This window comes from Acinetobacter boissieri (genome assembly GCF_900096955.1).
Lineage (GTDB): Bacteria > Pseudomonadota > Gammaproteobacteria > Pseudomonadales > Moraxellaceae > Acinetobacter > Acinetobacter boissieri.
In genome coordinates, this window is record NZ_FMYL01000009.1 from 57248 (window position 1) to 77293 (window position 20046).

The following is a 20046-nucleotide window of genomic DNA, read 5'->3' on the forward strand; positions in this document are numbered from 1 at the left end:
TTATTTATTATTTGAAGATTGATAAAGCATTTTAAGCTTTTCAATCGTCATTGGAGTACCATTAATGGTTTTATGAAGCATTGCATGGCAGTTAGGGCAGACAGGAATTAAGTCATTAATTGGATCAACTTCATATTCATCAGATATTTTATGTAAAGGCGTAATATGGTGAACATGTATAAAGCCTTGAGCAAATGCACCATAGGTTTTTGCAAATTCCATCTTACAAATTTGGCAAGATAAACCATAATGTTGAATACACTTAGATCGTGCTTCAGGGTTTCGCTCGTAACGATTAACCTGAACTATTTGTTTTGCACCTTCTGGAAATTTTTTATCATTAAGATTTGCTTCATCAGGATAATCAAAATCAATCATCTCATCATTAAATTGAGATGTAATATAATTTAATAGTACAGAAATATCATGGTCTTGTGATTTACCTCTGTCTGTTCTTAGACCTTGCAAAGTATCGCTATTTTTAATGTAATTTTGTTCTATAAGTGACTGACGAGTTAATGTTTTATTATCTACTTTTTTTAATTTTTTGAACACTGAAAAATTGCCACGATACTGTTTAAGATCTGTTAGATTTTTCCAAAACAAAAGTTGGGCACTTGGATATTTATCATTTGGTGTATGTTCAATGACTTTGAATTGATAAACAATCTTTGATATTGGTGCTGTAATATAGATATATACAATATCTCCAACTTGAAAGCCTTTATCTGTATTGGTAACGTCATTTTTCCAATATATTTCAGAGAGTTCATCGTATGCTTTTTCAAGATTGAATGTTTGATAGTTGCAGGTAATTAACCAATTTGCCATTATTTTCTCTATATTTGCAGATTAAAAGTCAGCAAGGTTTTTTACAATGTTTGTAATGTATTCAAGGTCATTGTGATGTGTTGCAGTGTAAAAAGGGTGTTTTTGTGCTGTATTGTACTCTAAAAGCCCCGATTCATCTTTTAAAACGCCTTCTCGTTGTTGAAGGTTAATATGAATTTTTGATGGGAATACATACATAGTCACGACATTGAAATCACTTTTTTTAAAAGCAATGTATTTCTTTTTAATGACTATATCTAAACCAACATCTAAATTTAGAAAAGCATCTTTAAACTGATGGTAAAGATTTTGTATTTGTGAAGTTTTGGTTTCAAGATGAAGGATTTCTTCATACTCTTCATTGACCTGATCTTCTTGCCATTCACCAAAAGTTAAGTCTGTACCGACTTGTTTCCACACTTTTCTGCCATTGCTTTCACGGCCAGTTATGACGGCACTTGCCGCTGATGGGCTACTAAATAAATAGTCTTTGGTAAAAGTGAATGTTGATGAATCAATTATTCCACTATTTAGTAATGTAGGGCGTAAGCTAGAAATGTAATTATGAGTTGATTGACTTGCATCTTGCCTAACTTGTGAGCCTTTGAGTACATAAAATTCACCATCGATGACTTTAGCTTTCGCTTCAATCCCTTTTACACTGAGGTAAAATTCAGCAGGTTGTTCTATTAAGCCTTCCATTGCAGAAGAATACATATTTTCAGATACCTGAGGTGTAGGTGGGGTAATGGTTGATGTTTTAAGTTCACTTGGTCGTTTTTGTTCTTTTAAAAACTCATAACCTAAAACAGGCAAAATGACTTGTATTTGCTCTAAAAAATACTCCATATCTGCAATATCTGACTCAGGTAGTCTATTGTAAATGTGTGCTGTACCATTTTTAAGCTGACATTGACCATTTGAAAGGGCAATATCTATTAAACGGCTTTCTAAGTATTTGATATGCGCTTTAGTAATGTTTTGATCTTTGCCTGTGACCACACACACTTTATTCCAAAAGTCTTTACCACCACTTTCTTCTGTTCGGTTGTGCTGTGCTAAACGCTGAGCAATATTGTCAGACTCACCAATATAGACCAGTGGATAGGTAGAATTACTTTCATCAGAACCGACTAGAAAGTAAATACCTGTACTTTGCTGACATTCTTCTCGTTGTATCAGATCTTTTAATTTACTGCGTGGCGCAGAAAGAATATGACCTGTCCAGTTTATAATTTCTGCGGTGAGAATGCCATTTGGTGTACCATCGACCAAGAACAGTTTAACGCTTTTACCATGTGCCATTTCTAAATCCTAGACAAGTTGTGATCATGTTCATTAATGAGCCCAGTACCCCTTCAAATTAAAGCTCTTCCTCAATTACCATAGTTTCTTGATCATTATAGTTATCTAAATTTTCAACATAAGCATCATAGTCTTGATCAAAGAGTGCCTTACTATATTTTAATGAGTTTGGTAGCTCATATAATTCATCAAGATATTCATTGAAATCTTGATAATCTTCATATTTATACGGCTGTGTATATGACATATCAATTTCTAATACTAGTAAAACTAAAATGTAAGAAAATCCATCACTTATTTGCAAAAATATTTTTGCTAAGTCTAAATTAATTGAATAACTTTTTGGTAAAATTTTACCATGTGAAATTTCACCAGTATTATTTCTGACTTCCCCTAAAAATCTAATCCATTGATTCAAAGCTGAAAAAAAAGATTCAAGGTTTTGTTTTGGCATAATGTTTTCTATAGCAGAGTGTTCATATAAAGCATTTTTTGCGGATTTAAATAACTGTCCTAAATCTAATAAATTAATAGACTTAACGTCTGTTGAAGGAGATATTTCAACTATAATATTTTTTGCAATACACTCTATAAAAGATTTAGTACATTCAGTTAAAGCATCACCACAATGAGTAGCTTGATGATCAATTTGCTCCAATGACTGATCTAAATGTTGTAACCAAGAACGGTTTTCAGAATATTGTTTAATTAAATTTTTTGTTCTTTCCATAGTTTAAATAGCCTATACAAACATGTGTTGTAGCAAGCCTTTTTTCCATTGTTTGGCTTGTTCGAGTTGTTGGGTGGTGAGGTCTATTTTTTGGTCGATGGCTGATAAGAAGTTAGCGATTTTGGTTTGTTCAGAGAGAAGAGGCATTAATATTTTTAAATCTTGTATTGTGTATAAAGCTAGTTTGGGTTGAGCACTTGTTGTGGCTGTACTTTCAATTAATGAAGATAAATAACCGCTATCAAGCAAATAAATAAGAAAAATTTGATTACACTTTAGGTTCGTTAATTTATCAGCATTTTCTGTTAAGTTAGCTCCATTAAACTCCGATGAAATCTTACCAATTATTCCTAATGTACCTGCAACTGAAATAAAAATATCTTTATCTGTAATTGTATAGCGGTTTATGGCATCTACTGCTTCAATTGGAACATATTTAATGTTTTCATGATCTATACCATAGGAACGATTCATATCACTTACAGTAATATAGGGATGTCCAGTATTTTGAGCTACTAGAGAATATCCTTTAGGTAAGCGTTTGCCACCTTTTACATCAGCAATATCCTTGATTGTTCTCTCTACCCACGCCCCAAACTCACTCCCATCATCAGCTTTAAAGCGAATTTGTTGGCTAAACAACTTTTGCATCATGCCTTTTTTGTATTGGGTAAGCAGTTCTTGTTTTTGGCTTAGTTGGTTAATTTTTTCATCGACTGCGGTGAGGAATGTAGCGATTTTGGTTTGTTCAGTAAGAGTAGGAATTGAAAGGCTTACATTATTTATAGATGTTGTATTTAAGCTAGGTACACCAGTAGCTTCATTGAGGCTGAGCCAATTTACTTGTAATGCATGTTGATATAAAAACTTTGGAAAGACCTTATCAATATGTATCTCTGAATAGAAAAGAGTATCAACGGTCCAAAATTTTTCATTAACATATTTAGGTTGATCAATAGTCCCTTTGCGACCTATTAAAATACTTTCACCATCATATAAGTATTTATTGACATGACGCATAATACCGCCAGTACCATAAACAGGTATATCTCCACTATTTAAATTTTTATGGTCCTTTCCATATTTAATGTTTAAAACATCCTGATATTTTTTATTCTCCCACTCCCTACTAAACTCTTTAAACCTTAACTTAGGCGTACTCATGACTTCACCTCCGCAAATGGTGAATCAATGCCAAGCTCTGCACAAAAGGCATTAATGGTTTGGTCGGTTTCTTGACTTTGTTGTTCTAAGTCTTGCAGTTGCTTAGCAACCTCAGCCAAATCAATTTCTGCTTCAGCTTCAAAGGTATCTACATAACGAGGAATGTTTAAATTAAAGTCGTTGTCTTGTATGTCTTGCAGTGTTGCGACTTGTGCAAACTTGTCTACGTTCTCACGAGTGTGGTAACACTCAATAATTTTAGTAATATGCTCAGGGTTCAAGTAGTTTTGTGTTTTTTGCTTTTCAAATTCTTTACTTGCATCAATAAAAAAAATCTTATCATCGTTACTACGGTTTTTCTTGAGAACTAAAACACATGTTGGAATACTTGTACCGTAAAAGATGTTTGAAGGAAGTCCAATCACAGCATCAATCACATTCATTTTTTCAATGAGGTGCTGACGAATCGTACCTTCACTTGAGCCTCGGAACAATACCCCATGTGGAAGAACCACTGCCATCGTGCCATCTTCATCGAGTTGATACAGCATGTGCTGAACAAAAGCCATATCTGCTTTGGTTTTTGGGGCAAGTTTACCGTAAGGTGAAAAACGATCATCCTGTAAAAACAAAGGATCGGCCGACCAATGGGCAGAGAAGGGAGGATTTGCGACAACGGCTTCAAACTTTTGGTTTAAATGCTGTGGTCTTGTCAGAGTATTGTCTTGCTTAATATCAAACTTAGAAAAATGCACATCATGAAGAATCATATTCATGCGTGCCAAGTTATATGTTGTACGATTCATCTCTTGACCGTAAATCATATCAACATCATTCACTTCACGCTTCACACGTAACAGTAAAGAACCTGATCCACATGTCGGGTCGTAGACAGAACGCAGTTGCGTTTTACCATCTGTGACTATTTTAGCAAGTAATGTCGAAACAGCTTGAGGTGTATAGAACTCCCCTGCTTTTTTACCTGCACCACTGGCAAATTCACCAATCAAGTACTCGTAAGCATCACCCAAGACATCAGACTCGGTATTACTTAAATCGAAATCAATTTTATCTAAGTGAGAAAGGACTTTAGTAATGAGTGTATTACGGTCAGTCGCATTGTTGCCAAGCTTCGTAGAGTTTAAATCTAAATCTTCAAACAAATTTGCAAAGTCATCTTCTGATTCAGTGCCTGCAGTACTGTTTTGAATCACTTTAAATGTATTGGTTAAATCATCAAGAATAAATCCATCTGCCTGACGACCACGTTCAGCAAGGCTGTGAAATAGTTGTTTTGGAGCAAGGGAAAAACCCACATCAGAAATTGCATTGTCTTGAATGGCTTGTATGAATTCTAGATGTTCAGGGTTGTTTTCGTCTAGTTCATAATATTTTTCATCAAGTCCTTCTTCTTGAAGTAATATATTTGCAAAGTTTACTGTCTTTTCTGATAAATACTTATAAAAAATGAATCCTAAAATATAGTCTCGAAACTCATCTGCACCCATTGTGCCACGAAGGTCATTGGCAATACTCCAAAGATTTTTTTTAAGTTGTTGTAGTTGGGCTTGAGACATAGATAACACTGCTGTAGTCATTTTAAATTTAGTCTATTGTACAAAAAAATAAGTGTTTGTAGTGCATTGTATTATTTAAAGCGACAAGTTTTGTCGCAATCGTAAATAAGGCAACTTCAAGCAGATATTATTTTGATAGATAAACAACCAAGGTGTGTAAACCATAACGAAATATTATCCAGAGCTTGATCATGTATCAGACGTTTTAAAATGTATCCCACATCCAAAAGCTGAAGCAATCGCAAAAGCCATTCGAACCTGTAATGACGATGAAGTAGAAACTATTCAAAAAGTATGTTCAACAATACATAGTGTGAAACCGTTAAAAAGACAAAGAAAGACTGGTGGGTAAAACTTTGATGTTACTGGCTGTATGAATAATTAGATGGTTTCACTGTATCTCATAACTACTTTATGAGGGTTAATATAAAATTATAGTTAGATTTGCTTCAAATCTTGTTTATTTATTATTTTAAATTAACTAAAACTTATATAACAATATTCAAAAATCAAACAATAAGTCATAGAAAAATAAACCCTTATTCAATTTATATTCCTTCATTATATAAATAAATTTAAATAAAGCATTATGAGTAGCCCCATTGAGAAAGAGAAATTTCGGGTGTATTTTTGCTTTCACAATGCTTTGTAAATCATCGTTTGTTATTGATTTTTTAACCATTAAAAGTGCTAATATTAAAAACTTATACATAAAATTATATATTTTTGTCGTAAAAATTGATAAAAATGACTACTAAAGAGGATATCAGCATGACATCAGTTTTAATCGCAGGTGCAACAGGGTTAGTTGGACATCATGCTCTGCTCAAAGCATTGGCTGACCCTCGTATTGAACGTGTAATTGCACCAACAAGACGGCCTTTGGACCCTCATCCTAAGTTAAATAATCCTGTTATAGATATGTCTAATTTACCTAAAAATGCAGATTGGTGGGCTGTAGACAATGTGATTTGTGCACTAGGTACTACTCGTAAAAAAGCTGGATCAGCAGAGGCCTTTCGAGTAATTGATTATGATTTACAATATGAAATCGCTCTACACACTCATCATCATGGAGCACGAAATTTTGCACTCACCTCCTCTATAGGGGCAAATGCAAATTCTCTTTTTCTTTATTTACGTACTAAAGGAGAACTGGAAAACTCTATTTCACGTCTTCCATGGCAATCGCTGACTATTTTACGTCCGGGTACTATTATTGGATCAAGAGAGGATTCACGCTTAAATGAAAAAATTATCTCTACAGCTTTGAAACTACTTTCACCAATTATTTCTAAAAAATATCATGGCAATCATGCTGAAGATATTGCTTCTACTTTGCTTAACTCAGTATTATCGGGTAACTCAGGCTTACATATATTAGAGGCTGATCGTATTCATAAATAATTCGAGTTCAATAGTACAAGCAGTAAATGGACTTCTTTGCAAAATAAGAGTTGCTGATATTAGGTGAAAATTGTAACTCTTACTACGCTAAATGAGGTTGAACCGTCTAAAGGTTGACTTCCCTACAAATAGCTTCATCGTAAATATACGATTTATATGCGAAGTTAGAAAAAAAGACCATATATTATAGTCTGGCCCTTATCTTCGTTTAATGCAAAATAAATCGATAATTTACATTAAGAATGTATAGTCAACTATAAAACTTTATTGCAATACAAATATACTTTTCAATTGACGAAAAAACCATAGACAGATATGCTTTGTCATCTTTTAATGACCAACAAAATTATGGCAAAATACCAAGTTATGGCGAATGAGTTCCCATCTAACCATTCTTCTTTAAACTCCCCTCGCAAGTGCCATAAATTAAGGAAGTCATCAGGTAAACTGATGTATAAAGTAAATCTATCTACTGATAATCAGTACGTATTAGAAATTGATAATATTTCTGCGACTAAGCACCAAATTGCTCAGCATGGTAACTCTGATTCAGCTACAGAATCATTTGATCTTAGCTCTATATTAGCAAGCTTAGTGATTGGCAAAACATTTGGTTCTGCAGCAAAACTACTGCCAATGTTGTCAAATAACAATGATGCTAAATTTGTTACTGCGGTTCTACTTGATTTAGAAATCATAAAAATAAGTTAATGTTTTTTAATATAGTATAGCTATAAATTTGTAGTTCAGTTTGTTCTTAAACTACTCACCCCTTATACGCTGAGTTAATGTATGGGGGTGTTTAGCTATATTTAAAAAGATATTATGTACGTAGCACAATCAAATAATATAGGATTAAGTCTTTTAAACTTCATTTAATATCTTAGAGAAAATCTGCATAGATTCATTTGAACAATAGATGTTATTTATTGTTTATAACAAAAAACCTAAAATATTTTATCTCACAGCATCTAAACATCTAAAATAAATACATATCAATAAAACATTTAAGCTCATTTACTCTGTAATTATTACATAACAATACCACAGGCGATACGACCACCACCACCACCAAGCGGTTTTGGTGTATCTGAATAGTTATCTCCACCACTGTGTATAACAATCGCATGACCTTTAACATCGGCAAGTTTTAAACGTGGTGCGAAGCTAGTTTCTTTCACACGGCCATCTGCTTGTGCAGTTAAAAATGGTAAATCACCAAGATGCCCTGTTAATGGTGTGCCGTGGTGCTCTGCGTGATTCGGATTCAAGTGCCCACCCGCAGCTAAAGCAGGGCCAACTTTCCCATCTTTACCCAAGGTTCCACATGAACCATATTCATGCACATGAAATCCGTGAGGACCTGATGGGATGTTTGTAAAGTCTGTTAAAATTTTTAACCCTTGAGACGTATCTTGCAGAGTTACCGTTCCTAGCTTCTCACCTATACCTTGTTGTGATACTGCGTAAACACTCACTTTTTCTTTGGGTTTTTGATTAAATGAATAAAAAGTATTACAGCCTGTCATAATTAACACACTTGAAATACACAAACCGAATGTCTTATAAAAATGGTTAATATTCATTGATTTTTTCCTATTTAATTCGAGTTATATCTGCGTTACAAAATCTACAAAAAACTTAGAAGCGATAAAGTGCACTTAAATAACTAAACTATGGCTTCAATCGTATTTTATAAATTTTAACTTTTTTAAATCATAAATCTTTTATTGTTAAGTCATCTTAAAGGAACAGTATTTAAATTTGCTACTGACTTATTGTAATTTATATTGTATTTAGGCTCATAAAAACACTAAAACTTAAATTTTTATATTTAAAGTTGTCGTACTTGTACAATAGTCTGATTTAATAAAAAATAAACTTAGCGTCATGGCCACCAATGTCTTAAAACATGTAAGATATGATCTAATATAGTAATAGGTTATGGACAAATCTCACCTCATACAACATAGCCTGTAAACGTTATTGGCAGTTGAATGTTGTATTAAACATAATAGCTCATATGATAAACAAGCATGGCGTATGTTGCCCATAAAGAACACTATAAATTTTGATTTTTATCCATTGGTATACTCACCTTTATAATTTTCCAACTTAAACCATCTCTCTCCAATATCACTTTAACCTGCTTATACTTCTCTTGCGTAGCAATTGTGATTTCAAACTCGTTTATAGACAAATACTGTGTTGAGTAATTTTCTGTTGCTGTCTGATTTGGTTGCACTTGAATTGGGTTATTTGTATTTTTAATTTGAGAGTCTAAATTTAAATTCACTGTTTTACCCTGCATCATCAGGGTAAGACCTTCAGGTGTTACAACTAAATCTGTTATTTTATCCACCATAACTAATGCAAACATTTGACCAAGCCCTTCCATACCTTCATGTTTCGAAGGATCCATTTGTTTTGTTAAATATGTGTTCATTTGAGCTTTCAAATTTTGTCGAACACTTGGAAAATCAACATAGCTAGCGACTTTTGCACTGTCATTGGCATTTATTGCACTTTTGAGATTATTGAGCATAATATACGGAGATACATAAATATAACCGCCTATCAATAAAGTGACAGTGACCATTGCCACAATAATTTTTTTATTCATGTAGTCTTCTCTGCTATTTAATTTACATTACATCTTTTTTATTTCAGACAATCGTGACTTAATTGCGATATCTGATTGGCTTAGCACAACCACACAGATAAAGATCTCTCATTTCAAAAGAGGTTCACAACTTAACTCTGTAATATTATTAACGATATAACCCTACTGAGCATCCCTTTTGATTAGGCAGCTATAAAGTACTTAATACAATATAAGTAAGTGGTTTATATACCATAGCTATAATTTTTAAAAACCGACTCGCAAAATTAAAGATTAAACTTTAATTTACACTTCAGTTACAAAATAAATTATTTTTAGCGAAACTTTTTAGCAAAACAAAACGAACTATATATAAGGATATGTATTAAAACATACGCCTACTCATGAATATAGGAACTAGACTTATGATAAATTTTAACACCAAAAAACGATCTAGCTTAATAACAACATCTATGCTGGCTGTATCTCTTGGCGTAGCCTCTTTAGCAACCCATGCGGCTTTACCTATAAATAGTACTGCCCCATCTTTTACTGCAAATGCAGCACTTGCAGGTAAAGACTTTAGTTTTTCTTTAGACAAAGCACTTAAAAAAGGACCTGTAGTACTGTACTTCTTCCCTGTTGCCTTTTCTTCAGGCTGTACTTTAGAGGCACATGCTTTTGCTGAGGCATCAGATTCATTTAATGCTAAAGGCGCAACAGTCTATGGCATTACTGCTGGTAACGTAGAGAAAATTAAAGAGTTTTCAGCACAAGAATGTCGTAATAAATTTGCAATTATTGCAGATCCAGGGGCTAAAATTGCAAAAGAATATGACAGTTTAATGGTTGGAAAAGATAAACTTTTATCTAATCGTACCTCATACGTTATTACACCAGATCACAAAGTACTTATGTCTTATACAGATAGTAATCCTGAAATGCATATCCATAAAACCATGGATGCTGTTACTGAATGGCAAAAAATAAAAAAATAAAAACTCGCCTTTAATCTTAAAGAGATCATCATCATGCTTGTCGCAATTTTATCTGCCTTTTTAGGTGGGCTTATTTTAAATTTTATGCCCTGTGTTTTTCCTATTATTTCTTTTAAAATTATGGGATTAATCGGACATATAGACGATAAAAATCGCCTACGCAAAGAAGGTATTGCCTTTATGGTTGGCGTGATTGTTTCAATGCTGGCCTTAACTGGTGTATTACTGGCGTTACGGGCAGGTGGTGAAGCAATAGGCTGGGGTTTTCAATTACAATCGCCAAAAATAGTCACTGTACTTGCTCTAATTATATTGGCATCTGCACTTAATTTGTCTGGTGTATTTGAAGCAGGTTTAAGACTACAACGTGTTGGTCAGAACCAAAATGGAAAAAGTGGTATTTACGGTGCAGCCTTAACAGGTGCTTTAGCTATTGTTGTGGCTACGCCGTGTACCGCTCCATTTATGGCCAGTGCAGTCAGTTATGCATCGGTGCAAAGTACACCTGTCGCTTTAGCTATATTTGTAAGCTTGGCTATAGGCTTTGCGACCCCATTTACTTTACTTTCCTTTGCTCCAAGTTTGTCTAAAAAACTACCTAAACCAGGGGCATGGATGGAAACATTAAAGCATTTCTTGGCTTTTCCAATGTATGCTGCCACTGCTTGGTTGGTATGGGTTGTAGCACAACAAACTGATGCGTCTGGGCTTGCGAGTGTTTTAATGTGCTGTGTGATTTTAGCTTTGACTGCTTGGGTGTATGGTCTAGCACAGCGCCGTGCACTATTAGAAAAGAAATCTGTGTGGCAGTACTGTATCACTATAGGCTTATTGGCAATCATCCTTTATCTAATTTTCAGCCCAGCAAGTACGTTACAAATCAAAGAAAATACACAAACAACCACAGGCCAAATTAGTCATCAGCCCAATAAAGCAACAGCAATAAAATGGTCCCCTGTAGCATTAGCAGATGCTCAAAAAACGCACCGCCCTATTTTTATAGACTTCAATGCATCTTGGTGTATTACTTGTCAAGTTAACGATAAAAACGTAATCTCTACAGATGAAGTGCAAACGGCATTATTAAAAACTAATACTGTTTATATGGTTGCTGACTCTACAAATTATAACGTAGATATTGTGAAAGCTATGGCAGACTACGGACGCGATGGCCTACCATTATATGTCATTTACCCTGCAAATGGTGGTAAACCCGTTATTTTACCGCAAGTACTTACCAAATCTGGTTTTATTACCGCATTAGAACAAGCAGCAAAACTATAATATTAAGAGGTGTTCCTTGGGCAAATTCGTTTCAAAAACATCGAAAGAATTTGCACCTCAAACGCAGTGGTCTGAACTTATGCGTTTATCACAGCTAGGAAATGAAGATGCATATCGGCAACTGTTACATGCAATTGCACCTGCAATTGAACGTTTTGCATGCTACAAAGTGAGCGATCACTCAATTATTGATGATATTGTGCAAGATAGCTTAATGAGCATACATACACTTCGCCATACTTATGACCCCAAGCGGCCAATACTGCCATGGATTGTTGCAATTACTTCTGCACGTGCCATCGATATTGTTCGAAAATATAATCGACATTGGAAAAGAGAAATACACGATGAATTACTTTTACAACACATTGTTGATGAATCTTATGACAATGATTTAGAGCATGAAGAAAATGTACACCAGCTCAATGGTTTACTAAAACACTTAACACCAGCGCAACGGGAAATTATACAACTGGTTAAACTTGATGAACTCAGTTTAGATGAAACATCAAAAAAAACAGGGCTATCCATCGCTGCTGTAAAGTCCTTGTTACATCGCGCTTTAACAACATTACGGCATTATGGTAGAGATTAATCATGAATCAAAACACATTACAAGATTTAATTAATCGACTCTCGCATGACTTAAAACCTGTTAAACCGTTACCTCATATTGCAATGGTCACTGCCATTTGGGCAATGACTTTACTCGGTCTAGGATTTAGCTCTGCCTATTTATTAGATGCATCACCTAAAGCATGGCACCTGCCGAATGCTTGGCCAAGCATTTTAAATTGGTTTTTTTCTATATGTATTGGTATATGGGCACTGGCACACACCTTTCAGTCACAAATTCCGGGCTATAAATTTAACCGTGGGTTATTTACCCTTGTACTTACAGTGTGGTTCATTGTTAATTTATCTAGTTTACTTACATCAACACAACCACTTGAACATTTAGGACACAGTACGCCGTGCTATTTTTTTGTGGTTGCGACAGGTATACCCATGCTCATACTCAGTATATTCTTTTTAAAAAAATATACTTTTATTGATCGATTAAAGACCATAAAATTGCTCAGCTTAAGTACTATTTTTTTATCTTTTTCACTACTTTCTTTATGTCATTCACCACATATGAGTATCAATGATTTTTTTATGCATTTACTCGGGGCATTAACCCTAACAGCATTTTGCTTTGGATTAGGTTATCAATATTTAACACACAAACATTAGTTCTACTTTCTTAGGCTATGTATGCATGCCATATTTTTATATGGTTCCGTATTTATATAAACCAAATCAACACTTTTACAGGTTTTTTCTGTTGCGCAAATATCTAACACCCATATTTTTAGTGGTTTGTATATTGCTCATAAGGTCATGTAAATGCTTTTAACCCAAAAAATCATTTAAAATAATATACTTATCATTTTAATTATTTATCTCACAAAACGCTTCAAATATAATATATCTCATACCAACAATAATTTTCCTCTAAATAAAAATGGATTTTTCTAATACTCTGTTTATAATAATTCAAATAATGAGGTAAATTCTATCTTTCAAACTAAGTAAAACATGACTATGTTCACCATAACTATAATTCACATTTAATAAAAACGGTTAAAAAAATAACTCACCCCAAATCACATCAAGTAATACTTTTGTTAAAAAACATATGACCAAGTTTATATTCTTAATAAAAAAAACCAAAGCAATATGCTTTGGTTTTTTATTTCAGCCTTGTCTAGCTTTAAAACGAGGATTTGATTTACAGATAACGAATATCTTTCCTCGACGGCGTACGATTTGACAATCCGAAGATCTTTTTTTTGCGGTTTTTAATGATGATAAGACTTGCATTTCAATCTCCATTTAGTGTTATGTTATAATATAACACTAAATGGCTAAATAAAAGCGTTTATTGTACGCTTTTATTATTTGGCTACATTTACTGATTAGACGATTAACGCTTACCCATTGAACGTCGTGTATTACGTGGCGCCGGCCATGTACGATCTGCATATTGCTGTGCTTTTGGTCGCACTTGATTATGTACTACATCACTTTGTTCAGCTTGCTCTAAACTTGCTACAGGAAATGGTAGTGCTACCTGTTTTTTAACTTTGCTACTCATCGATCTATCACCTCAAAAGATTTATCTATTTTAAACTATTGGCTTTGAGAGATCACATAAGAAATGCATTATATTTATTTATTTTTACATTTTTTCTAAAATCAGCTGTAAAGTTGAATATTTTTTCATAAAAGTAGCTATATTTAGACTATAAATTTAATATTAATATACGCATAATAAACATACATTGTAAAACAAAACGCCACACCCACAATTTTCTGCTTTATTTAGACGCTAAAATCTATAACCAATGATTTTTTTGCTTCTTTTGTTGCTATTTCCTATAGCGAATCAAACAATAATCTATTTTGAATTATGCGAATTATATTATGGATACATCATCAACTATGAGTGAAAACACTCAACCCAATTCAAAGGCTCGGGTACTTATTGCGAGCCTTGTGGGTACAACAATCGAATTCTTTGACTTTTATATTTATGCAACTGCAGCTGTATTGGTCTTTCCACATTTATTCTTTCCAGCAAGTAGCGGTGGTGCAGCAACATTACAATCTTTAGCTGTCTTTGCAGTCGCATTTATTGCACGCCCTGTAGGTGCTGCTGTATTTGGTCATTTAGGTGATCGGATCGGCCGAAAGTCTACTTTGGTTGCTGCATTACTACTTATGGGTATTTCAACAGTCTGTATTGGCTTACTACCTACTTATGAGCAAATTGGTATTTTTGCACCGTTATGTTTAGTGCTCTGTCGTTTTGGTCAGGGTCTTGGCTTAGGTGGTGAATGGAGTGGTGCCGTATTACTTGCCACTGAAAATGCCCCTGAAGGTAAACGTGCATGGTACGGTATGTTTCCTCAATTAGGCGCACCGATTGGTTTTGTACTCGCAGCAGGATCTTTCCTACTACTCGGTGCAGTCATGTCGAATGAAAACTTTTTACAATGGGGATGGCGTATTCCATTTATTGCCAGTTCATTATTGGTCTTTGTTGGCTTGTATATTCGTTTAAAACTTCATGAAACACCTGCATTTAAACGTGTACTCAATAAACAAAAAGAAGCGAATATTCCATTTAAAGAAGTATTTACGAAACACAGTGTGACCTTATTGGTTGGAACATTATCTGCAGTATGTACATTTGTTTTATTTTATATGATGACTGTATTTGCACTAAACTGGGGAACGACTGCACTTGGTTATACACGTGGTGATTTCTTAAAAATGCAGTTATTCGCAACTATATTTTTTGCAGCATTTATTCCATTGTCTGCATTACTTGCAGAAAAAATTGGGCGTAAAACAACGTCTGCAGCCATGTGTGTACTAACTGCAGTGTTTGGATTAGCTTTCCCATACCTTTTTGTAGCTAACAATCCAGTACTTATTACTGTATTTTTATGCATTGGTCTTGCAATTATGGGTTGTACTTATGGCCCCATTGGCACGGTTTTATCAGAAATATTTCCAACATCTGTACGTTATACTGGGTCTGCATTGGCATTCAATCTTGCAGGCATTTTGGGTGCATCTTTTGCACCTTTAATTGCGAGTGACTTGGCTAAAAACTATGGTATATATGCCGTTGGTTACTACATAATTGCCGCAGCAACCATTTCATTTATAGCCTTTTTATGTATGCGTGAAACCAAAAATGTTGATGTAAATAATCAAGTGTAAAAGTTATGTACAATAATCCTAGTACAGCGAATACTGTGCTAGGTTTTTATTATTAAAAGAAAATTAAGAAATAAACCTATAAAAATATATTGAAATCACACACTCATTTTATTTCTGCTCACCAGTATTATTTTACGTATAAAACAATAAATAAAAAATAGAGACTACCATCATGTATATGCTGTTCTTTAGACATAAAATAGACAGAAAACTACGATAAACAAAGATAGTTCTTTAAAAAAGAATCAACTTCTTTGGCACACATACCAACATTTACAGAAATATTTGCTTTCTTGAGAATTTCAAGACCTTTACCATTATTTCGAATATCAGGGTCGCCTATAGCAACATATACCGCTCCTAATTTTCTTCTAATAATTTCCATAGCACACGATGGCGTTCTGCCTACAAATGAGCAGGGTTCTAAAGTGACATACATCTCACAATCTTCAAGTGTGCCAGATATTTTTGATAAAGCATCTATTTCAGCATGATTTGAACCTAGTTTTTGCGTAAAGCCTGTTGCAATAACACAACCTTGACGCACAATGACACAGCCAACAGGTGGGTTAGGTAAACAGTGCGGCAAGGCATTTTTAGAAACCTCTAAAGCAACTAACATAAAGTCACAATTATTCATGAAACAAATTCCTAAACATATTTTAAACAACTATTTTCTATTATTACTTCTAGTATAAGATGTTCTACATAGATTATTTAAGTATTAGACTTAACCTAGTTATATTCATTTTTCTAGCAACCTCTGTAGATCTAAATAGCGTTCTTTTACTTTTATATCTGTACTGTTGTATTAATATTTCCCCACTTACTTATTGCGAACAAGCAATGTTGCTGAATTTCAAAAATATGACTACATAAAGCATATGCCGTACTAATGAATTGATTATTTGGCCATACAAATATGATAGATACGCTCAAAATCTTTAGTTAGTTTCAGCGTTGTATTTATTATCCATCCCTTTAGTACCAGCACCCGCTTATTTAGTAATGGTGTAATCGTAAAACTTAATCTATGCCACAACTCTCTTTGGTTTTGTAATTCTCAGCCTGTTTATTGAAAATAATTGAGTGGTCATTGGTGTTGAAATATATCATTTTAACAATTATGAGCTTACAAATGTAAAACCTAAAGAAATCACTCTTTCTAATTTTTTTCAACGCTAATACGCTATTATAAAATTTGGCACTGAACACATATACTTTAGCCACAATAGAATAGATAGTCACCCTTAGAACTAACTATAGGTTTGGACTCCTCTTACTCAAAAATCGGCTTGGTCGCGATGACTATTTGTATTTTTAGCTACCGCCATGATTTTTTACCACATTCTTACAGAAAAGACCAAAAATAGAAACTCGAATCTTCCACTTTAAATCAAATAGCAGTGTCTATAACACAACAGCACTGCTTATTTTTACGTGAATTAAAGGTATTGCCATAACTTATTTTGGCCGAGTTTTGCTAGCGTAAACGTAAAGTCATTGTCCGCTTTCACCAAAATATGACTTTCAGAATCATGGATCACTTTAAATAATGATCCTTGCTTAAAACGAATCGTATCATACCCTTCTTTCTCAATTTCTATTACTTCTAACAGCTCAATAAGTTGATTGCTCATATGATCACTACCTAATTATTAAATGTATTTATAAGACATGACTTCAAGGGAGTGAGATTGTAAATGTTCTATGAGGCACTTATTTTGTCAAACCGTTAGGTTGCAATATGATAATACATGCGCCGCATAAGACAACAAAACCACCGACCAGATCCCATTTTGTTAATATAATATTATCAAAAAACCTTAACCATAATAAAGCGCTAAATATAACATATACCACCGTAAGCCGCATAAATACGACTAGATGCAATATGAGAACAACACAAATAGCAGTAAACAGATGGCTATAAGAAGCCACAGCCATTTTATTTTGCCTTAGCTGAGCATCAGGTATGGAAAGTAATAACCTAAAATGTCTGCAATAGCCATGATAAAGAACAAAGCAAAGGTCGAAAGTATTTTAATATATCCATACCATGCAACCTTTGTTTTTACATTCATCCAATCACTGTGGTTTGATCTTCAAATACAGTCAGTAATAAACCAACTAATTTACCATGTTCAGATTTTACCGATACCGCTACGTTTCCGCCATGTTCTGCAAGCTCACCAAATAAAATCATGTCTGCAAGCGGCTTTTTCAAATGTTCTTGAATCAAACGTTGCATTGGTCTAGCACCCATAGCGTAATCATAACCATGTTCTGCAAGCCATTGACGCGCTGAGCTATCTACCTCTAACACCACTTTTTTATCATCAAGTTGAGCCTGTAACTCAGTTAAGAACTTATCAACAACAGATTCTATGACTGTTTTTGGTAAAGATTTAAACTGAATTGTACTGTCTAATCGATTACGGAACTCTGGTGAAAACGCTTTTTTCATTGCATCTTGGTTGTCAAGACTGTGATCTTGTTCAGTAAATCCAATACTCGAACGAGAAATACTCTCTGCACCCACATTCGTTGTCAGCACTAAAATCACATTTCGGAAATCTGACTTACGACCGTTATTATCTGTCAGTGTGCCATGATCCATAATTTGTAAAAGCAAATTAAATACATCTGGGTGCGCTTTTTCAATTTCATCTAATAATAAAACACAGTGTGGATTCTTATGAATAGCATCTGTAAGTAGTCCACCCTGATCAAAACCAACATAGCCCGGAGGTGCACCAATTAAGCGTGACACAGCATGGCGTTCCATGTATTCAGACATATCAAAACGAATCAGCTCTACGCCCAACAACTTTGCAAGTTGTTTGGTCACTTCTGTTTTACCTACACCCGTTGGCCCTGCAAATACAAAACTTCCTACAGGCTTATTGGGTGATTTCAACCCTGCTCTTGAAAGCTTAATTACAGATGATAGCGCTGTAATGGCTTCTTCTTGCCCAAAGACCACACGCTTTAAATCTCGCTCTAAATACTGTAATACCGATTTATCATCTTTAGACACAGTCTTAGGTGGAATACGAGCAATTTTTGATACTACATCTTCAATCTGTTCTACAGAAATATGGCTTCGCTCTTCTAATCCTTTTAAACGACACTGTGCACCTGCTTCATCAATCACATCAATGGCTTTATCTGGTAGGAATCGGTCATTAATGAACTTAGAGGAAAGCTCTGCAGCACTTGCGAGTGCTTGGTCGTCATATTCAACATGATGAAAGTCTTCAAAACGACTTTTTAAACCACGTAGAATATCAATGGTTTCACTCACACTTGGCTCATTCACATCTATTTTTTGGAAACGACGTGACAAAGCATGGTCTTTTTCAAACTCTTGACGATACTCTTGAAAAGTAGTTGAACCAATGCAACGTAAGGTACCATTTGCCAGTGCAGGTTTAATTAAATTTGATGCATCCATGGTACTGCCCATGCTTGATCCTGCACCAATAATCATATGAATTTCATCAATAAACAAAATTGCATTCGGCTTTTTCTTTAAAGCATTAAGTAGTTGCTTTAAACGTTTTTCAAAATCGCCACGATATTTTGTACCTGCAACCAATGCACCAAGATCTAAACTATAAATTTCAGCTTGATGAAGCGGTTTGGGTGCTTTTTCATTCACAATCAGCCATGCAAGCCCTTCAGCAATAGACGTTTTACCTACGCCAGGGTCACCAACAAGCAATGGGTTGTTTTTACGGCGACGACATAAAATTTGTGCAGCACGTTCTATTTCTTTTTCACGACCAATTAAAGGGTCCGTTTTTCCCTTAGCCGCTTCTACATTCAAATTCAATGTATACGCATCTAGAACAGTATCTATAGAATCTTTACTTGCAATATCTGTATCTACTTCTTCTGCATCTTCATCTGAACCATTGCCCTGTGGTTTAGACGTGCCGTGTGCTAAGTACTGTGTTAAGGTTAAACGATTAATCTGATGACGTTTGAGTAAATACACTGCAAATGCATCTCGCTCCGAATACATTGCAACCAGTACATCTGCACCCTCTACCGTACGATCACCACCACTCGATTGCACATGAAAAATTGCCCGCTGTAAAATACGGTCAAAGCTTTCTGTTGGATGTGGTGCTTGCTCGCTGTGTTCACCCAGTTTAGGGGTATGTTGCTCAACGTATTCCTCTAGCTCTTTACGTAAAGTCACAATATCTGCACCACATGCACGCAATGCATTGACAGCAGCATCGTTGTCTAATAGCGCTAAAAGTAGATGCTCAACGGTAAGAAACTCATGTCTTTTTTGTCTTGCCATACTTACAGCCAAACGCAAAGAAACCTCTAGTTGACGACTAAGCATACCAATCC

At 34.6% G+C, this 20046-nt stretch carries 18 protein-coding genes and 2 pseudogenes; 7 read left to right on the forward strand and 13 right to left on the reverse strand.

The genetic code is table 11. The features are described 5' to 3' along the window. The 5 genes and pseudogenes from BLS38_RS10060 to BLS38_RS10080 form a co-directional block, all read right to left on the reverse strand. Complete coding sequence (locus tag BLS38_RS10060; protein WP_092749193.1) at positions 1 to 831, reverse strand: HNH endonuclease; 831 nt, start codon at positions 829 to 831, stop codon at positions 1 to 3. 354 nt (positions 832 to 1185) lie between these two features. Continuing rightward, a pseudogene (locus tag BLS38_RS10065) lies at positions 1186 to 2136 on the reverse strand (GIY-YIG nuclease family protein); the annotation flags it as partial. 58 nt (positions 2137 to 2194) lie between these two features. After that, on the reverse strand, positions 2195 to 2866 hold the full coding sequence (locus tag BLS38_RS10070) for an abortive infection family protein (RefSeq protein ID WP_092749197.1): 672 nt from the start codon (positions 2864 to 2866) through the stop codon (positions 2195 to 2197). Positions 2867 to 2878: 12 nt separating this feature from the next. Then, positions 2879 to 4030, reverse strand: coding sequence for a restriction endonuclease subunit S (locus BLS38_RS10075; RefSeq protein ID WP_092749199.1), 1152 nt, complete (start codon positions 4028 to 4030; stop codon positions 2879 to 2881). Continuing rightward, on the reverse strand, positions 4027 to 5607 hold the full coding sequence (locus tag BLS38_RS10080) for a type I restriction-modification system subunit M (RefSeq protein ID WP_092749320.1): 1581 nt from the start codon (positions 5605 to 5607) through the stop codon (positions 4027 to 4029). Before BLS38_RS10080 ends, BLS38_RS10075 begins: the two co-directional genes overlap by 4 nt. Before the next feature lie 771 nt (positions 5608 to 6378). Here BLS38_RS10080 and BLS38_RS10095 point away from each other — a divergent pair. After that, positions 6379 to 7014, forward strand: coding sequence for a Rossmann-fold NAD(P)-binding domain-containing protein (locus BLS38_RS10095; RefSeq protein ID WP_092749203.1), 636 nt, complete (start codon positions 6379 to 6381; stop codon positions 7012 to 7014). Positions 7015 to 7362: 348 nt separating this feature from the next. Beyond that, on the forward strand, positions 7363 to 7725 hold the full coding sequence (locus BLS38_RS10100; protein WP_143230132.1) for a hypothetical protein: 363 nt from the start codon (positions 7363 to 7365) through the stop codon (positions 7723 to 7725). 320 nt (positions 7726 to 8045) lie between these two features. Here the strand turns inward: BLS38_RS10100 and BLS38_RS10105 are convergent, their stop codons facing one another. Both BLS38_RS10105 and BLS38_RS10110 read right to left on the reverse strand, forming a co-directional pair. Then, a complete protein-coding gene (locus tag BLS38_RS10105; protein WP_092749207.1) occupies positions 8046 to 8600 on the reverse strand; it encodes a superoxide dismutase family protein in 555 nt (184 codons plus the stop codon). A gap of 476 nt (positions 8601 to 9076) precedes the next feature. Next, positions 9077 to 9637, reverse strand: a complete 561-nt coding sequence (locus BLS38_RS10110) for a DUF2939 domain-containing protein (protein WP_092749209.1) — start codon at positions 9635 to 9637, stop codon at positions 9077 to 9079. Between the two features lie 404 nt (positions 9638 to 10041). Here BLS38_RS10110 and BLS38_RS10115 point away from each other — a divergent pair, with 404 nt between their 5' ends. The 4 genes from BLS38_RS10115 to BLS38_RS10130 are packed head-to-tail and all read left to right on the forward strand — an operon-like array spanning position 10042 to position 13134. Further along, a complete protein-coding gene (locus BLS38_RS10115; protein WP_092749211.1) occupies positions 10042 to 10614 on the forward strand; it encodes a peroxiredoxin in 573 nt (190 codons plus the stop codon). A gap of 33 nt (positions 10615 to 10647) precedes the next feature. Then, entirely contained in the window at positions 10648 to 11898 is a 1251-nt protein-coding gene (locus BLS38_RS10120) for a protein-disulfide reductase DsbD family protein (protein WP_092749213.1), read from the forward strand. A 16-nt stretch (positions 11899 to 11914) separates the two neighbouring features. After that, positions 11915 to 12493, forward strand: a complete 579-nt coding sequence (locus BLS38_RS10125) for a sigma-70 family RNA polymerase sigma factor (protein ID WP_213030514.1) — start codon at positions 11915 to 11917, stop codon at positions 12491 to 12493. A 2-nt stretch (positions 12494 to 12495) separates the two neighbouring features. Further along, positions 12496 to 13134 carry an NrsF family protein gene (locus tag BLS38_RS10130; RefSeq protein WP_092749215.1) on the forward strand — a complete coding sequence of 213 codons (639 nt, stop codon included), beginning with the start codon at positions 12496 to 12498 and terminating at the stop codon, positions 13132 to 13134. A gap of 504 nt (positions 13135 to 13638) precedes the next feature. Here the strand turns inward: BLS38_RS10130 and ykgO are convergent. Together ykgO and BLS38_RS13010 are read right to left on the reverse strand one after the other, a co-directional pair. Then, positions 13639 to 13764, reverse strand: coding sequence for a type B 50S ribosomal protein L36 (ykgO, locus tag BLS38_RS10135; protein WP_092749217.1), 126 nt, complete (start codon positions 13762 to 13764; stop codon positions 13639 to 13641). A gap of 103 nt (positions 13765 to 13867) precedes the next feature. Next, positions 13868 to 14038: a hypothetical protein gene (locus BLS38_RS13010; protein WP_092749219.1), complete on the reverse strand. Its 171-nt coding sequence runs from the start codon at positions 14036 to 14038 to the stop codon at positions 13868 to 13870. A gap of 326 nt (positions 14039 to 14364) precedes the next feature. On the opposite strand from BLS38_RS13010, the gene BLS38_RS10145 reads away from it, so the two are divergent. Then, positions 14365 to 15675, forward strand: coding sequence for an MFS transporter (locus tag BLS38_RS10145; RefSeq protein ID WP_425283482.1), 1311 nt, complete (start codon positions 14365 to 14367; stop codon positions 15673 to 15675). 211 nt (positions 15676 to 15886) lie between these two features. Here the strand turns inward: BLS38_RS10145 and BLS38_RS10150 are convergent, their stop codons facing one another. From BLS38_RS10150 to clpA, 4 genes and pseudogenes are all read right to left on the reverse strand, one after another. Then, positions 15887 to 16315 (reverse strand): bifunctional diaminohydroxyphosphoribosylaminopyrimidine deaminase/5-amino-6-(5-phosphoribosylamino)uracil reductase RibD, encoded by a 429-nt coding sequence (locus BLS38_RS10150; RefSeq protein WP_092749223.1) that lies wholly within the window; start codon positions 16313 to 16315, stop codon positions 15887 to 15889. An 805-nt stretch (positions 16316 to 17120) separates the two neighbouring features. Further along, on the reverse strand, positions 17121 to 17315 hold the full coding sequence (locus tag BLS38_RS10155; RefSeq protein WP_092749225.1) for a hypothetical protein: 195 nt from the start codon (positions 17313 to 17315) through the stop codon (positions 17121 to 17123). Positions 17316 to 17394: 79 nt separating this feature from the next. Beyond that, positions 17395 to 17759 (reverse strand): annotated as a pseudogene (locus tag BLS38_RS10160) (YnfA family protein). Beyond that, on the reverse strand, positions 17756 to 20038 hold the full coding sequence (clpA, locus tag BLS38_RS10165) for an ATP-dependent Clp protease ATP-binding subunit ClpA (RefSeq protein ID WP_092749227.1): 2283 nt from the start codon (positions 20036 to 20038) through the stop codon (positions 17756 to 17758). Before clpA ends, BLS38_RS10160 begins: the two are co-directional and overlap by 4 nt. Between the last annotated feature and the right edge of the window lie 8 nt (positions 20039 to 20046).

Excerpts from the sequence above, each read along its gene's own strand:
- BLS38_RS10060 (WP_092749193.1), bottom strand. The coding sequence starts at position 831 with ATGGCAAATTGGTTAATTACCTGCAACTATCAAACATTCAATCTTGAA.
- BLS38_RS10070 (WP_092749197.1), bottom strand. The coding sequence starts at position 2,866 with ATGGAAAGAACAAAAAATTTAATTAAACAATATTCTGAAAACCGTTCT.
- BLS38_RS10075 (WP_092749199.1), bottom strand. The coding sequence starts at position 4,030 with ATGAGTACGCCTAAGTTAAGGTTTAAAGAGTTTAGTAGGGAGTGGGAG.
- BLS38_RS10080 (WP_092749320.1), bottom strand. The coding sequence starts at position 5,607 with ATGTCTCAAGCCCAACTACAACAACTTAAAAAAAATCTTTGGAGTATT.
- BLS38_RS10095 (WP_092749203.1), top strand. The coding sequence starts at position 6,379 with ATGACATCAGTTTTAATCGCAGGTGCAACAGGGTTAGTTGGACATCAT.
- BLS38_RS10100 (WP_143230132.1), top strand. The coding sequence starts at position 7,363 with ATGGCAAAATACCAAGTTATGGCGAATGAGTTCCCATCTAACCATTCT.
- BLS38_RS10105 (WP_092749207.1), bottom strand. The coding sequence starts at position 8,600 with ATGAATATTAACCATTTTTATAAGACATTCGGTTTGTGTATTTCAAGT.
- BLS38_RS10110 (WP_092749209.1), bottom strand. The coding sequence starts at position 9,637 with ATGAATAAAAAAATTATTGTGGCAATGGTCACTGTCACTTTATTGATA.
- BLS38_RS10115 (WP_092749211.1), top strand. The coding sequence starts at position 10,042 with ATGATAAATTTTAACACCAAAAAACGATCTAGCTTAATAACAACATCT.
- BLS38_RS10120 (WP_092749213.1), top strand. The coding sequence starts at position 10,648 with ATGCTTGTCGCAATTTTATCTGCCTTTTTAGGTGGGCTTATTTTAAAT.
- BLS38_RS10130 (WP_092749215.1), top strand. The coding sequence starts at position 12,496 with ATGAATCAAAACACATTACAAGATTTAATTAATCGACTCTCGCATGAC.
- ykgO (WP_092749217.1), bottom strand. The coding sequence starts at position 13,764 with ATGCAAGTCTTATCATCATTAAAAACCGCAAAAAAAAGATCTTCGGAT.
- BLS38_RS13010 (WP_092749219.1), bottom strand. The coding sequence starts at position 14,038 with ATGAGTAGCAAAGTTAAAAAACAGGTAGCACTACCATTTCCTGTAGCA.
- BLS38_RS10150 (WP_092749223.1), bottom strand. The coding sequence starts at position 16,315 with ATGAATAATTGTGACTTTATGTTAGTTGCTTTAGAGGTTTCTAAAAAT.
- BLS38_RS10155 (WP_092749225.1), bottom strand. The coding sequence starts at position 17,315 with ATGAGCAATCAACTTATTGAGCTGTTAGAAGTAATAGAAATTGAGAAA.
- clpA (WP_092749227.1), bottom strand. The coding sequence starts at position 20,038 with ATGCTTAGTCGTCAACTAGAGGTTTCTTTGCGTTTGGCTGTAAGTATG.